This window comes from Pseudomonas sp. UBA1879 (assembly GCF_002338065.1).
GTDB lineage: Bacteria > Pseudomonadota > Gammaproteobacteria > Pseudomonadales > Pseudomonadaceae > Aquipseudomonas.
The window spans coordinates 98,958-113,646 of the sequence record NZ_DDHJ01000018.1; the positions used below are offsets into that span (position 1 = coordinate 98,958).

The window sequence follows — 14,689 nt, forward strand, 5'->3', positions numbered from 1 at the left end:
CAGCCTCACTGAACTTCCATCCAGCCCCATCAGTCAGCATTGAAACGCTCATCTGAGGCTCGACATTCCATGCAGATTTCTTTGAAAGGCCAGGTCGCATTGGTGACCGGGGCCAGTTCCGGTCTGGGTTTAAGTGCGGCACGTGGGCTGGCAGCGTCCGGGGCGGCCGTGGTGGTCAACTATCATTCGCACCCTGAGCCCGCGCAAAAACTGGTGGACGACATTTTGAAAGATGGTGGCCAGGCCGTCGCCGTTCGCGCCGACGTGTCGAAAGAGGACGAGGTCGACGCGTTGTTCGCCGAAACCCTCAAAGCATTCGGTCGCCTGGACATCCTCGTGGCCAACTCTGGCCTGCAAAAAGATGCGCCCATCGCCGAACTCAGTCTTGACGATTGGAATACCGTGATCAACGTCAACCTGACCGGGCAATTTCTTTGCGCCCGTGCGGCGTTGCGCCAATTCGCCAGGCAGCAGATCCGCCCCGACATCTCCCGCGCTCTGGGCAAGATCATCCACATGAGCTCGGTGCATCAGGTCATCCCGTGGGCCGGTCACGTCAATTACGCCGCTTCCAAGGGCGGCATCGACCTGCTCATGCGCAGCATCGCCCAGGAAGTCGGTGAGCAGCGCATCCGCGTCAACAGCATTGCACCGGGGGCCATCCGCACGGCGATCAACACCAAGGCCACCAGCGGCGACGCCGAACAGAAGCTGCTGAAGCTGATTCCGTATGGCCGCGTGGGCGAGGCAGAAGACGTCGCCAATGCGGTGGTCTGGCTGGCGTCCGACGCCTCCGATTACGTCCACGGCACGACCTTGTTCATCGACGGCGGCATGAGCCTGTACCCGGAGTTCCGCGACAATGGCTGAGCATTCCCCCCTGCAACCCCACTCCCGCGACGAGCCGCAGAATGCCATCGAGAACCACGGCATCATCGGCGACATGCGCAGCGCGGCGCTGGTGGCAGACACGGGCAGCATCGACTTCTGCTGCTGGCCGGACTTCGACAGCCCGAGCATTTTTACCGCGTTGCTCGACACGCCCGACGCCGGGATTTTTCAGCTGTCGCCGATTCTGCCCGACGCCCGCCGTCAACAACTCTACCTGCCTGAAACCAACGTGCTGATGACCCGCTGGATCGCCAAGGATGCGGTGGTGGAAGTCACCGACTTGATGCCCATCGCCGATGAAGTCGATGATCTGCCCCGCCTGGTTCGGCGGATTCACGTGCGCCACGGCACCACCCAAGTGCGCATGCTGTGCCGCGTCCGCCACGACTACAGCCGCGCCGATACCACTGCGCAAATGGACGGCAAAGACGTTCGCTTCCAGGCTCAGGGCCACCCGGCCATGCGCCTGTGCGCCACGGTTGATCTGGCGCTGGAGGGCCACGCCGCCGTTGCCGAATTCGAGATGAAGCAGGGCGACATCGTCGAATTCATGCTCGGCGGTGCGGATGACGAAAACGTGCGTGCCACGCAGTGCGATTGTGACCTCAAAAGCACCGTCGATTACTGGCAGCACTGGAGTCGTCACTCCAACTACCGCGGTCGCTGGCGCGAAACGGTCAACCGCTCCGCGCTTGCGCTCAAACTTCTGACCTCACGCAAACACGGGGGCATCGTTGCTGCAGCGACTTTCGGCCTGCCGGAAGAAGAGGGCGGCGAGCGCAATTGGGATTACCGCTACACCTGGATCCGCGACGGCTCATTCACGGTTTACGCCTTCATGCGCCTTGGCTACACCGCCGAGGCCAATGCCTTCATGCAGTGGGTGCGCGAGCGCATGGGCGACTGCTGCGACGAATCCACGAAGCTCGGCATTCTTTATTCCCTTGCTGGTCAAGAAGAGCTGCCCGAAGAACACCTGCCGCACCTCGCCGGCTACGGCGGCGCAACCCCGGTGCGCATCGGCAACGAGGCCTACAAACAGACGCAACTGGACATCTATGGCGAGCTGCTCGACGCCGTGTACTTGGCCAATAAATACGGGGAAGCGATCTCCCACGAAGGCTGGAAACACGCCACGCGCCTGGTCGACCAATTGTGCGAAAACTGGCGCAGCAAAGACGTCGGCATCTGGGAAATGCGCGGCGACGATCAGCATTTTCTGCACTCGCGGCTGATGTGCTGGGTCGCGCTGGATCGCGCCCTGCGTCTGTCGTTCAAACGGTCGCTGCCTGCACCCTTCGAGCGCTGGACCAAGGAGCGCCAGGCGATCCACGACGACATCTGGGAAAACTTCTGGGACCACGACCTCGGGCATTTCGTCCAGCACAAAGGCAGCAAAAACCTCGACGCCTCGATGCTGCTCATGCCGCTGGTGCGGTTCGTCGGCGCCAGCGACCCGAAATGGCTGTCGACCCTCGACGCCATCGAACGCGCGCTAGTGCGCGACGGCATGGTCTTCCGCTACCGCAACGATGATGAATACGGCGATGGCCTCGACGGCGAAGAAGGCGCTTTTGTCGCCTGCTCGTTCTGGTACGTCGAATGCCTGGCACGGGCCGGACGCGTTGAACAGGCGCATCTGGAATTCGAACAACTGCTGCGCTACGCCAACCCGCTGGGCCTCTACGCTGAAGAATTCGACACCCACGGCCACCACCTCGGCAACACCCCGCAAGCTTTAAGTCACCTGGCGCTCATCAGCGCCGCCACCTTCCTCGACCGCAAACTCGAAGGCAGCCAGACCCTCTGGCAGCCCTGACCCTCATAAGGAGCAATCACATGACCCATAAATTCAAGAAAGGCGATCACGTACGTTGGAACTCCGATGTCGGGCATGTTGAAGGTGTCGTCACCAAGGTGCATACCAAAGATGTGGAGTTTATGGGCAAGCATCGCCCTGCCTCGAAGGAGGAGCCGCAGTATGAGGTGAAGAGCAACAAGACCGGGCACTTGGCGCTGCATAAGGAGGGGGCGTTGGAGAAGGCCTGATCCAGCGCTGTCTTCATACTCTCTGTGCTCCGGATCTGAAACTGCCAGCGCGAATTTACTACACAACTCAAACGTCCTTCCTTTGAGCAGCCAGCTCGCCTTAGCCGGGCGCAGGGCGCTGTTAGGGTAGGCAGTCAGCGATGAGCGCGCCTTCCGAAGCACAAGACCTGAGCCGAAACTCCCCGCAAGCGGGAGGGCGAACGTACTCGGAGAACTATAAGGACATGGTGTTAGCGACATGCATCACCACTGCGTATAAAGCAAGTCCCGCTGTCGTCAAAGACGCGGGCAGCAGCGTAAGCGCATTGCGCGACTGGACGCATTACGACATGGACCAAGCCACGTCTGCCGTTCCCGAGTTGGTAAGCGATTACTTGAATCGGGATTATCACAACCCTGTTGTGGAGTCAGAAGTGAAGGGTGTTCGTTTCGATCTGCTCAAGTGCCTGGACCTGTACCACAGCGAAGCACTCGATGAGCAGGTGAGGCGATTGGTTTTTGATCACGACAACACTTACCGACAGGATAATCCTGCGCCTGAACAATGAGCCGCGCTTGAAGGGGTAGCCTTGGCGAGCGGCTGACAGGAAACCCTATAGAAGCGAACACACTCACGAGAAGCGGTACATCTGATGCTGTTTCTTAAGATGCACCGCTGCATTGCGAACGAATGCGCTCCTTACAGGGGCGCTTTGCTCTTCTAACCGTTTTATTTCACCCGCAACTCATACCCCACCGGCAACGTCTCCAGCGCAGAGCGCTCACCGATCATTTCGTCCAGCACAAAGGCAGCAAAAACCTCGACGTCTCGATGCTGCTCATGCCGCTGGTGCGGTTCGTTGGCGCCAGCGACCCGAAATGGCTGTCGACCCTGCAGGCCATCGAAAAGACTTTGGTACGCGACGGCATGGTCTTCCGTTACCGCAACGACGACACCTATGGCGATGGGCTGGATAGCGAGGAGGGCGCGTTCGTCGCCTGCTCGTACTGGTACGTCGAATGCCTGGCCCGCGCCGGGCGAGTGGAACAGGCCCATCTGGAATTCGAACAGTTGCTCCGCTATGCCAACCCCCTCGGCCTGCGTCGAAAGACGAGCCGCAGTAAGAGGTGAAGAGTGGCTAGACCCGGGATCTGGCGATGCGTAAGGAAGACGCCGTGGAGAAGGTTTAAATTATCCTGTTCGCCTAACGCGTTCACGATTTTTAGAATCATTCGAAGTAACTATTATTTCCAATGCATACGTGAAAATTTATAACTAATTGTGAGGCTTGATAATTGTCTTCCCATCGCGATTTCTGTCTGCCCGAAGCCCGGCGCAGCGGATTGATATCCGCCCAGTTATGTTCATAATCTGCCCAGGGACGTTGATCTGAAACAAGGAGGCGAGACATGAATACCGAATCGATGGAAGACAAAGTGGAAATTCTGGATCAGGATAAACATGTTGGTTGGGCGGATATCAAAGAGGGCGCTTGGGCTTTTAATTTAGACAATCTGAACGAGGGAGATCACCGGATTGTAGGCAGATATCGAGGGAGGGGCTCCACACCCTGGTTATTCGTTCAGGGGGCTTCAGAATACCTCGAGGATTTTGAGAGTCTGCCGAAAGAACCTTTTACTGAGTTCGAGCAGCCTTGGTACAGCGCGATTTGGGCGCCCCAAACGCCGGACAATGCGCTTAGGCCTAAAGCATTCCGAAATGGGTCCGATGCGGGGCTCGATGGAAAAGCGCTCGATCTGGCGGCTCAGCGGTCGTCCGCAAGCGGCATCGTCCATGATTGCATCTATACGATGACGTTCCATTCGTTATGGAAAACCGTCACTTTTGACTGCTATGTGCAACGTCATTTAGAAGCGCGCAGATGGATCGAAACGTTGAATGATCATAATGACATTTTAAATAGCTTCACATTACCCCATACCGAAGGGCTGCAACGGATTGTTCTGAGCAATGGAGAGCGCTTGATACGCGCGTTGCGATTCAATTTGATACCTTCTGAGGGAAGCAGTGGAGCGGTCCGAATTATTGTCGACACAATCAAAGTCTCTGTTTGAAGGCGTGTGCTGGCTGCCGCGTGATCTGCTGGACGAGCATCGTGTGGAGCCTGGGCATCTGCAGGCGGGGTTTCGCCATCCGGGCCACGGCAAGGCTGTAGCGGAGCTGGTCGGGACAGCGAACGCGCACCTCGTGCAGGCGCTGGAGTTCACCGTGCTGATCCCGCCACGGTACATCGGAATTCGACGATTTCTTGCGTGGACCATAGGCCTGGCGTTGCTGACGTTGCGCAATGTACAGGCTCATCCCGAGCGGCCGATCAAGGATTCACGCCGAAGTCGCCTGGATCATGCGCCTGACGCGTCTGTGGCAACGCTCCGATATTGGCTTGCGGGCGCTGTACAAAATTGCGTCCCGCAGGCTGCCCGTAACAACTAGGGATACTTGAAGACTCGCGGCCTGTTCACCGATCTCAGCCTTGATGAAGAGGTGGCCACTAAGCTGCGGTGAGGGTTTTAGACTTAATGGAAGTAACTGTTATTGCCAATGCGTATTGGTAAATAGCAAGTCACTGTCCCGGCTTGAAAAAGACCAGTCGGGAGAATTTGCCTTTTTTTTGGACAAAGAGTGTCGGTTGATGAATTCACGTTCGTGTTCATACTAAAAACGACCTTCGCCAAAACAGGGAGTTTAATCATGGGTACGATCAACGCAGAGGAAAGATTGGAAGTTTTGGACAACGGCAGCCATTTGGGCTGGACCAACGTTGCAAACGGCAAGTGGAAATTTTCGTCTGTTGGGCTAACCCCCGGGGTGCATAATTTTACTGCCGAATATAAAGGAAAGCGGTCGGCTGCGTGGCGCGTCAACGTGGAAGGGAAAAGTACTGATGACTTCGCGGGCGAAACGGAAAATGCAAACGCGACTGAGCTGAAGCGACCGAAGTTCATCATTAGACGAACAACGGGAGCCAACCCAGCTACCGGTGGTCACGCAATCCTTCATCCTCATACCACTGTAAGCACCTTGCCAGGCTTTAAGGCGCCGGTGATCGGGATTCAGGTCTCCGTTCGTGCGGCTAGTTTTCCGAACAGGCGTGTGGTCGTTGAGTTTGTGTTCGACAATCCCTACTCAATCATTTCATTTGACTGTATGCCTTTTCGTACTTCGAGTGCGCTGGCTTCAACGAGTCAAGTGCAAGCGCTGAAAGCAGATGGATCGGTGGAAACTCAAGATTCCAAAAAATGGCCTGATCGAATGACAAAAATAGTCAACTTTGGCGTAGCAGGGCAGCGAGCAATCAAGTCTTTGAGATTCACCATTGATATAGCCCCTGGAGTGGCTAATGGGTACGAAGAACTCTGGCTCAACAGCATTACGATGACACCATGAGCCAGTGCCAAGTCATCCATAGGCGGCGGTGTTCTGGTTTTACCACCGCCGACTGCTCCATCACGTCACCCGCGACTCATAACCGGGCCTGAATCTGTGGGAGCGAATTCATTCGCGATGCTGTGTATCAGGCGATAGAGAGGTGTCGTCTGTTACATTTTTCGCGAATGAATTCGGTCCCACAGGGGATGGGTGAAGCACTCGCAAGATCGGCTTATTTCACCCGCAACTCATACCCCACCGGCAACGTCTCCAGCGCAAAACGCTCACCAATCATGTCGCAGTAACTGGTCCGCGCCAGATACGCTCCCGGCCCTTTCAAATACGTATCGATGTCCTGCACTTCCTCACACAATTCGAACGTCCTTCCTTTGAGCAGCCCGCTCGCCTGAGCGGAGCGCAGGGCGCCGTTGGGGGTCCAGTCGGCGATGATGAGGGCGCCTTCGGGGGCGGATTTTTCGTAGCTGTGCACGAACTCTTCGGCAGACCGGTCGGTGAGGTAGGGGACCATGAAGTAGTGAATATCATCGCGGAACGGCAGCGTTTCCTTGTGCACGGGCAGCTGAATTGCGCCGCTGGCGTACACGGCGAATACCGCAAGAATGGCCACGGGCGCGGCGAGGGGGGAGGCGGTGGCCAGGCCCGCGCCCTTGCGCGGCAGCAGGTCGTACAGCTGAATCACGCCGATAATGCTCAGCAGCACGGCGCCGGGCAGGAAGAAGGTGAAGCGGTCGGTGACGTTGTAGGACACCGCGAAGATGAAGTTCATGATCGCCGCCGCCCACAGCACGCGCAGTGCCGGGCGTTTCGGGAACAGCAGCAGCCCGACCACCTGCGGGCCGATCAACGAGAGCAGCAACAACATGACGGAGTTTTTCTCGTGCCACATGTCGTCGAAGCGGAACAGCGAGCCCTGCCAGCTTTGTTCGGTGGTGCGATCGGGGATGCCGATCAGGTAGCGATGGCCGATATCGATCAGGCTCAGGCCGTTGTGCATTTCATTGAGGATGCCTGGAATGGCGACGGCGAAACCGACGACGAAACCGGGCAGGGTAACGAGAATCCGCGCCTTGTGCTGCCAGAGCATGTGCACGTAAAGCGGGAACAACACGATAAAGGTCAGTTGGTGAATGGCCGCGGCAAGGCCCGTCAACACGCCGATCAAGAACAGTGCCGGCATCACGCCCAGACGCGGTTTGTCCTTGAACTCAATCATGTAGGCAAAGATCACCAACACCGTGTGCAGAAGGTACACCTCGGCTTTGGTCGAAACCCAGAACACGCAATGGCACAACACGGCAGCGGCCACGGCGATCAGCGCTTGCTGGGTCGTCGCGCCGACACCTTTCGCGAGCCGGTAGATGGCCCAGGCCAGCGGAATCAGCAGCAGTGAGTTCATGAAGCTCAGCACCAGCGGCCCGAAGCTTTCGAACAGCGCGGTGCTGACGAACAGGTAGAGCGGGTGATCCAGTGGCCCGAGGGTCTGGCTGAAGTAATGCCCTTGGGACGCGTCGGCGAGAAACATGCCGTTGTCCATCCACTGAATCGGCCCGCTCGACGCGAGAAAACTGGCGAGAATCGCGCCGATCACCAACAGCGCGGCGATCAGAATCGGTCGATTGCGTACAGCTGCCACCATGTGTTGCACTCCTGTCCCTGTCTTTCGCTGACGCGCAGCCGAAAAGCGGTGCGCGTGAACCTTACTGAACCGCTTCGCGCCGGGGCGCGGTTTCACCTTTGAGCTTGAACAGCATCACGGCGCCGATGGCCACGGCGAACCACAGCGTCGCCAGACGAATCAGCACTGTCGCGGCCACGGCGTCGGCGCTGTTCATGCCTTTCCACACCAGCAAGCCGACCATCACCGCTTCTGCGCCGCCAAGGCCGCCGGGCATGAAGCTCACGGCCCCGGCGAGCATCGCCAAGGCGTACACAAACACGGCGAAGGTCAGCGGAATCTCGGCGCCCATCCAATGCAGAATCCAGTCGAAGGCCAGCGCCTCGGCGCTCCAGGCCACCACGCTGAGGGCCGTCAGGCCGAGCATCAGGCGCAGGCGGTGACACTGCTGCGCGTGCACCAGCACCTGGAGCAGATGGCGCAGCAGACCAATCACTTTGCCGCCCTCGGTGGGCACCAGCAGCGTCAGGCGTTCCAACAGACGACGCTGCGACAGCACCAGGAGGCCGACCAGCACCAAGCTGACGCCGACCACGATCATCGGCATTGCCTCGGGGTACAGCGACAGGCCAAAAAGGGTCAGCAGCACCACCGCGAACAGGTCCGACAGGCGCTCGCTGAAGAACGCCGCAAAGCTCTGCGGATAAGGCACGCCCCAGCGTTTCAGCAACACACCGCGCAAGGCTTCACCGGCTTTGCCCGGCGTGGTGGTCAACGCGAACCCGGCCAGGTAAATGTTCAGGCTCGGGCGCCACGGCATGGGGTGGCCCAGCACCTTGAGATAGGCCTGCCAGCGCACGAAACGCAGGCCGTAGTTCACCGACGACATGAACAGCGCGATAACGATGCCGATCAACCCGACTTCACTCACCGCGGCGGCCACCGCCTGCCAGCCGCCCCACAGCGAAAAGCCCAGATAACCCAGCGCCGAGCCCACCACCGACAGCACCACGGCACGGTAGCGCCAGCCCGACAATTGAACGGATTCTTCGCAAGCCGCCGCGTTCACAGGTTCAGCCTTTTGAACACGGGCTGCGGAATCGAGCGGATGATCAGCATGATCAACGCCCAAAAGCCCGGTGCGTACAGGGTCGGCACCTTGTTGGCGATGCCCTTGACGATGCGTTGCGCGACCTGTGCCGGTTGCGCGAGCAGCGCGGCGGGCAGCGACAGGCCTTTGGTCATTGGTGTGTCGACGAAGCCCGGTTTGATCGTGGTGACGTGTACGCCCAGCTTGAACAGTCGCGCTTGCAGCCCTTCGCAGTAGGTCGAGACCGCCGCCTTGGCGCTGCCGTACAGGTAATTCGACGGTCGTCCGCGATCGGCTGCCACCGAGGAAATGATCGCCAGGCTGCCGCAGCGCTGGGTCTCGAATTGCGTGGCCAGCACCGTCAACAGCGCGATCACCGAGGTGCAGTTGTTGGCAAACTCGCGCAAGGCGAGCTGGACGTCGCGCTCGCAGGCTTTCTGGTCGGGCAGGGTGCCGTGAGCGATCAGCGCAATGTCGATCTGCCCCAGCGCGGTCAGGCAGCGGCCCATCATCAGCGGGTGCGCTTCGGTGTCGTTGGCGTCCATCTCGTGCAGCGTGACGTTCTTCGCGCCTCGGCCCTTGAGGTCGGCAGCGGTCTGCTGGAGTTTGTCGACGTTGCGCGCGACGAGGAAGAAATCGCTGCCTTCGGTGGCCCACAAGCGGGCGCAGGCAGTCGCGATGGCCGAGGTGGCGCCGATGATCAGCACTTTTTTCACGTGGGGTGTGTTCATAGCAGCACGCGGCTCCAGAAACGGGACATCAGAGAGGGATCGCGCAGCGCTTCCAGTCGCTCCCAGGCGGGGTACGCCCGACGAAAGTCCGCGCCGCTCATATGGGCATCCTTGGCCGGATACAAGCGGCCTCCTGCCGCCCGAACGATGTCGTCCAGGCGCGGGAATACAACGTTTTCCAGGTGTTCGCTCTGCGGGAAATCCAGCGCCAGTGAGGTGCCTGGCAGCGGGAACGACAGCAGCCCCGGGGAGCGAATGTCGCCGCAGCGTTTGAGCACCGCGAGGAACGAGCCTTGACCCGCCTCGGCGATGGCTCGTAACAGCTCGCCCATCGCGGCTTCGGCATGGGCCGTGGGAATCACGCATTGATACTGCTGAAAGCCCCGGCGACCGTAGATGCGGTTCCAGTGCAGGATGCGATCCAGCGGATAGAAAAACGGCTCGTAGGCGCTACGCCCTGGCGTGCGTCGACTCGGGTGCATGCGCCAGTACAGGGTGTTGAACGCGCTCAAGGACAGCTTGTTGATCAGCGACACCGGCGGCGTCACGGGCATGCTCAATTTGGCGCGAGACGCGGTAGCCAGCGAGCCGTATTGCGCGTGGTCACCGACGATAAAAACACCGCGCCCGGTCTCGGCGCCTTTGGCGAGGCAATCGACCCAGGCGACGCTGTATTCGTGTTTGTCGTCCAGCTCATCCGAGAGTGCGAAAAACTCGGCGAGGTTGGCGAAGCGCACGGTGGTGGTGTCGATCTGGCTGGCACGGATCGGCATCATTTGCAGCTGCGCCCAATGGATGACCCCGGTCAGCCCCAGACCGCCGATGCTGGCCGCGAACAGCGAGGCGTTGACACTGGGGGAGCAGAGCATCTCGGGCTGACCATGCCGCAACAGGCCTAAGCTGCGCACATGACGGCCAAAGGTGCCGCGCACGTGGTGGTTCTTGCCGTGCACGTCATTGGCGATAGCACCGCCGACCGTAGCGAATTGGGTGCCGGGGGTCACGGCGAGAAACCAGCCGTTGGGGATTGCGACGCTCAGGACTTCGGCAAGGGTGATGCCGGCTTCAACTTTGACCACGCCGGTGTCCCAGTCGGCCTCGATCAGCCTATCCAGCGAGCGCATGTGCAGCACCTGATCGCTGGATGCCAGGCAGCTGTCGCCGTAACTGCGGCCGTTGCCGTAGGGCAGGCTGCTGCGGTGATCGCTGATCACCCGCTCAAGGTGCGCGGGCAGGTCGTCGATCCAGACGCAGCTGTGTCCCTGCTGCGGACGCTGGGGAAAGCGGCCCCAGGAATACAGAGGTGCACTCATGCGGCGATCCAGAACATCAGCAGGAAAATCGCGCCGATTAACTGGCTGGTGCGATCACGAATGGCGAACACCACCGGGTCTTCGTTCATCTGCCCGCGATGGGTCAGCATCCACACGCGGGTGACCCAGAACAGCAACAGCGGGCAGGCCAGCCAGATCACGTGGGGCGTGACGTACAGCGCGGTGGTCTTGGCGTCCTGGATGTACAGCGCCAATACCATGACCGCCAGATACCCGGACGACGCGCCGAGGGAGGCGATCATATCCAGATCCCCCGGGTAATAACCGCGACCGCGTGCAAACGTGTTCACTTCCCGGGCGCGGGCGTCGCGCAGTTCCGCGTAGCGCTTGACCATCGCCAGACTGAGGAAGATGAACATCGAGAACGCCAGAATCCAGAAGGTCAGGGTGAGGTTGAACGCCGCCACCCCGGCGATGATGCGCGCCGTGTACAGCATCGCCAGCGCGATCACGTCCCAGGCCATCAGACGCTTGAGCTTGAGTGAGTAGGCAAGGGTCAGGCCGTAATACGCGGCCATGACGGCGGAGAACTGCCAAGGCAGCAACAGCAACGCCGCGCCAAAGGCCGTGATCAGCAGCGTCGGCACGAGGATCAGCCCGGCCTTGATCGACAGTCGTCCGCTGGCGAAGGGGCGATTGCATTTGCTTTTGTGATGGCGGTCGTCGTCGAGGTCCAGCAAGTCATTGAGGATGTAGACGCTGGAGGCGCACAGGCCAAAGCAGAAAAACGCGAAGACCCCGTCGCGCATCAGGTCGAATTGCGCCAGGCGATGAGACGCCAGCAGCGGCACGAAAATTAGCGCGTTTTTCAGCCATTGATGCAGGCGCATCGCTCTGCGCCAGTCCCGCAGGCTGGCGGTGTTGGTACGGATCGTCGGTTCGACCTGGGTCATGGCCGTGACCCGCGACTCTACGCCCGAGTCCGGATTGACCACATAGGCCTGACGCGACACTTTCCAGATGGGTAAATCATCTTTGGAGTTGCCGATGTAATCGAAGCCGCCTTCACCGTAGTGGGCAACTAAGAGGTCACGCTTGTTATTGCCGGACAAGTTGCGATTGGCATTAGAGGCCAATACCAGATCGAACAGTTGAAGATGCTCGGCAATCTTTTCCGCGAGGCTGACATGGCTGGCAGTGGCTAATACGATCAGGCGCCCATTGGCTCTTTGTGCCTGGATCATTTCAATGATCTGCGGGTCGTAGGGCAACACCGACACATCGATGTCGGTGCCCAGGGCCAATCCTTCCTTGAGCGCCGCCTTGCCTTTGAGCAACCAGCGCAGCAGGCTGAAAGCCTTCAACGGCGTGCTGCGGACGAAGGCCATGGCGGTCTCCATGAGCAGATCCGACCGCAGCAATGTGCCGTCCAGATCTACAACCAGAGGGGGAAATGTTTCCTGAACTCTTCCCTGAATTCTTGCCATGTTGGGTGCTCCGTTGGGGATCGCGTCGACTATAAACAAAAAATTTTTTTCTCAACTTCATTTAAATTAAAGGCGCTTGCGCGGTGCGACAGGTGTCTGGCGCCAGAATAGTAAGTTGGCCGACTAATGCATTTGGCGAGGGAAATGTTTCAACGCTGAAACAGTGCGCGGCGATTTATTGGCGATTGATCAATGGCGCCGTTTGCGTCGTTGACCGATATCGAACGCCGCAGCACAGGGTGGCCAACGCCGAGGCCAGTGTCATAATGACCACGTTTTTTCCGTCCAACGGTGTGCCGGAGCCTTATGACTCACCCCTTGATGCTGTCTCTGGTGCCGCTGGTGGCTGACCTGTCCCGCGAGCTGCCGGACCATGAACGCTATCGCCGTTTGCTGCGTTCGTTGCGGCAGTTCCTGCCCTGCGATGCCGTCGCGTTGCTCAAGCTCGAAGACGACGTGTTGGTGCCGCTGTCGGTCGAGGGCTTGAGCCCGGACACTCTGGGTCGCCGTTTCCGGCTCGGCGAACATCCCCGGTTGGACCTGATCGTACAGAACCGTGAGCCCACACGTTTCTCCACCGACTGCGAGTTGCCCGACCCTTACGACGGGTTGGTGGCGGGTGTGCACGGGCATCTCGAAGTCCACGACTGCCTCGGTTGTCCGCTGTTCGTGCAGGACGCGTTGTGGGGCGTCATCACCCTGGATTCGCTGGACCCGGCGCGTTTCGGCAGCGTCGATCTGGGCGATCTGCAAGCCTTCGCCAGTCTGGCCGCCGCCACGGTCATGGCCAGCGAACGCATCAGCCATCTGGCACGCAGTGTCGAAGATCAGCGGCAGTTGGCCGAGGTCTACAAACGCGCCGCTGGAGGCCGCGGGCCTCGGGAGTTGATCGGGCAAAGCGCGGTGCATCGGCGCCTTCAGCAGGAAATCCAACTGGTGGGCAACAGCCCGTTGACCGTACTTATCACCGGGGAAACCGGGGTGGGCAAGGAGCTGGTCGCCGAAGCCATTCACCTGCAATCGCCCCGGGCGCAGAGGGCGCTTATCAGCCTCAACTGCGCCGCGCTGCCGGAATTGCTGGTGGAGAGCGAACTGTTCGGCCACGTCAAAGGGGCGTTTTCCGGGGCCGTCAGCGGGCGCAGCGGCAAGTTCGAACTGGCGGACGGCGGCACGATCTTCCTCGACGAAGTCGGAGAATTGCCGCTGCCAGTGCAGTCCACGCTGCTGCGCGTGTTGCAGAACGGGCAATTGCAGCGGGTGGGGTCGGACCAGGAACATCAGGTGGACGTGCGGATCATCGCGGCCACCAATCGAGACCTGGCCGAAGAAGTGCGCGCCGGCCGTTTTCGCGCCGACCTGTATCACCGACTGAGTGTGTACCCGCTGGTGGTGCCGCCCCTGCGCGAGCGGGGCCGGGATGTATTGCTGATGGCCGGTTACTTCCTCGAAGAGAACCGCGCGCGCATGGGGTTGCGCAGCCTGCGCATCAGCCCTGAGGCGCAGGCGGTGTTGCTCGGCTATTCATGGCCGGGGAACGTGCGCGAACTGGAGCACTTGATCAGCCGCGCCGTGTTGAAGGCGCTATCGGGCCACCGCGAACGGCCGCGAATCCTGACCATCGAGGCGTCAGCATTGGGGTTGGAAGACGAGGTGTCGCTCGCCGCTGCGGCGGCGCCATTGTCGACCGGCACGCCGCTTTTGATGAAATCGGGGCAGGGCTTGAAAGAGGCGGTCGACGGGTTTCAGACGCAGCTGATCAACGAGGCCCTGGACCGACATAACGGCAAATGGGCCGACGTCGCGCGCGAATTGAACGTGGACCGGGCCAACCTCAGTCGGCTGGCGAAGCGCTTGGGGATTCGATAGGAGACTGACCTCCAGCCCACGGCTATCCCAGTGGGATCCGGTTTGCTGCGCGCTGCGACCGGACCCGGATGTTGGATCAGACGATCATTCAGCGCCCGACAAGGCCTCTTCGCTGCCGTCGTGCCTCCGGCGTCTCCTACAGGTTTTGTGTAGCGATCGAAGGCGTGATCGCCCTCGGATCGCCGTAACTGCGCCGATCCGAACGTTAACGACCACCGCGAATCGCGGGAACCGTGCCGATCCGAGTGTCTACAACCACCGCAGAACCTGTAGGAGCAGCCGGAGGCACGACGGC

The 14,689-nt window shown here is 60.0% G+C and carries 13 protein-coding genes and 1 pseudogene; 9 read left to right on the forward strand and 5 right to left on the reverse strand.

From position 1 onward, the window contains the following. Window positions 1-69: 69 nt before the first annotated feature. The 8 genes and pseudogenes from B3N48_RS20645 to B3N48_RS20680 all read left to right on the forward strand — a co-directional run bounded on the left by B3N48_RS20645 (window position 70) and on the right by B3N48_RS20680 (window position 6,328). On the forward strand, window positions 70-870 hold the full coding sequence (locus tag B3N48_RS20645; protein ID WP_296187023.1) for an SDR family oxidoreductase: 801 nt from the start codon (window positions 70-72) through the stop codon (window positions 868-870). Continuing rightward, the gene (locus B3N48_RS20650) at window positions 863-2,710 is read left to right on the forward strand and encodes a glycoside hydrolase family 15 protein (protein ID WP_296187025.1); all 1,848 of its coding nucleotides are present in this window, start codon (window positions 863-865) and stop codon (window positions 2,708-2,710) included. Before B3N48_RS20645 ends, B3N48_RS20650 begins: the two co-directional genes overlap by 8 nt. Before the next feature lie 20 nt (window positions 2,711-2,730). After that, window positions 2,731-2,940: a DUF2945 domain-containing protein gene (locus tag B3N48_RS20655; protein ID WP_296187026.1), complete on the forward strand. Its 210-nt coding sequence runs from the start codon at window positions 2,731-2,733 to the stop codon at window positions 2,938-2,940. A gap of 140 nt (window positions 2,941-3,080) precedes the next feature. After that, window positions 3,081-3,488 (forward strand): type VI secretion system amidase immunity protein Tai4, encoded by a 408-nt coding sequence (locus B3N48_RS20660; protein WP_296187027.1) that lies wholly within the window; start codon window positions 3,081-3,083, stop codon window positions 3,486-3,488. A 221-nt stretch (window positions 3,489-3,709) separates the two neighbouring features. Then, a pseudogene (locus B3N48_RS20665) lies at window positions 3,710-4,021 on the forward strand (glycoside hydrolase family 15 protein); the annotation flags it as partial. A gap of 308 nt (window positions 4,022-4,329) precedes the next feature. Further along, window positions 4,330-4,995 carry a hypothetical protein gene (locus B3N48_RS20670; protein WP_296187028.1) on the forward strand — a complete coding sequence of 222 codons (666 nt, stop codon included), beginning with the start codon at window positions 4,330-4,332 and terminating at the stop codon, window positions 4,993-4,995. Window positions 4,996-5,038: 43 nt separating this feature from the next. Continuing rightward, window positions 5,039-5,374, forward strand: a complete 336-nt coding sequence (locus B3N48_RS26960) for a hypothetical protein (RefSeq protein ID WP_414704269.1) — start codon at window positions 5,039-5,041, stop codon at window positions 5,372-5,374. A 258-nt stretch (window positions 5,375-5,632) separates the two neighbouring features. After that, complete coding sequence (locus B3N48_RS20680; RefSeq protein WP_296187030.1) at window positions 5,633-6,328, forward strand: hypothetical protein; 696 nt, start codon at window positions 5,633-5,635, stop codon at window positions 6,326-6,328. 214 nt (window positions 6,329-6,542) lie between these two features. On the opposite strand, the gene B3N48_RS20685 is transcribed toward B3N48_RS20680, so the two are convergent. From B3N48_RS20685 to B3N48_RS20705, 5 genes are all read right to left on the reverse strand, one after another. Next, a complete protein-coding gene (locus B3N48_RS20685; RefSeq protein ID WP_296187031.1) occupies window positions 6,543-7,967 on the reverse strand; it encodes a DUF2723 domain-containing protein in 1,425 nt (474 codons plus the stop codon). 61 nt (window positions 7,968-8,028) lie between these two features. Further along, entirely contained in the window at window positions 8,029-9,015 is a 987-nt protein-coding gene (locus tag B3N48_RS20690) for a lysylphosphatidylglycerol synthase transmembrane domain-containing protein (protein ID WP_296187032.1), read from the reverse strand. Beyond that, window positions 9,012-9,752 (reverse strand): SDR family oxidoreductase, encoded by a 741-nt coding sequence (locus tag B3N48_RS20695; RefSeq protein ID WP_296187566.1) that lies wholly within the window; start codon window positions 9,750-9,752, stop codon window positions 9,012-9,014. The genes B3N48_RS20690 and B3N48_RS20695 overlap by 4 nt, the downstream gene beginning before the upstream one ends. An 11-nt stretch (window positions 9,753-9,763) precedes the next feature. After that, the gene (locus tag B3N48_RS20700; protein ID WP_296187033.1) at window positions 9,764-11,080 is read right to left on the reverse strand and encodes an FAD-binding oxidoreductase; all 1,317 of its coding nucleotides are present in this window, start codon (window positions 11,078-11,080) and stop codon (window positions 9,764-9,766) included. Beyond that, window positions 11,077-12,528: a UbiA family prenyltransferase gene (locus tag B3N48_RS20705; RefSeq protein ID WP_296187034.1), complete on the reverse strand. Its 1,452-nt coding sequence runs from the start codon at window positions 12,526-12,528 to the stop codon at window positions 11,077-11,079. Before B3N48_RS20705 ends, B3N48_RS20700 begins: the two co-directional genes overlap by 4 nt. A gap of 306 nt (window positions 12,529-12,834) precedes the next feature. Between B3N48_RS20705 and norR the strand changes: the two genes are divergently transcribed. Beyond that, the gene (gene norR, locus B3N48_RS20710; RefSeq protein WP_296187035.1) at window positions 12,835-14,394 is read left to right on the forward strand and encodes a nitric oxide reductase transcriptional regulator NorR; all 1,560 of its coding nucleotides are present in this window, start codon (window positions 12,835-12,837) and stop codon (window positions 14,392-14,394) included. Window positions 14,395-14,689 lie beyond the last annotated feature (295 nt).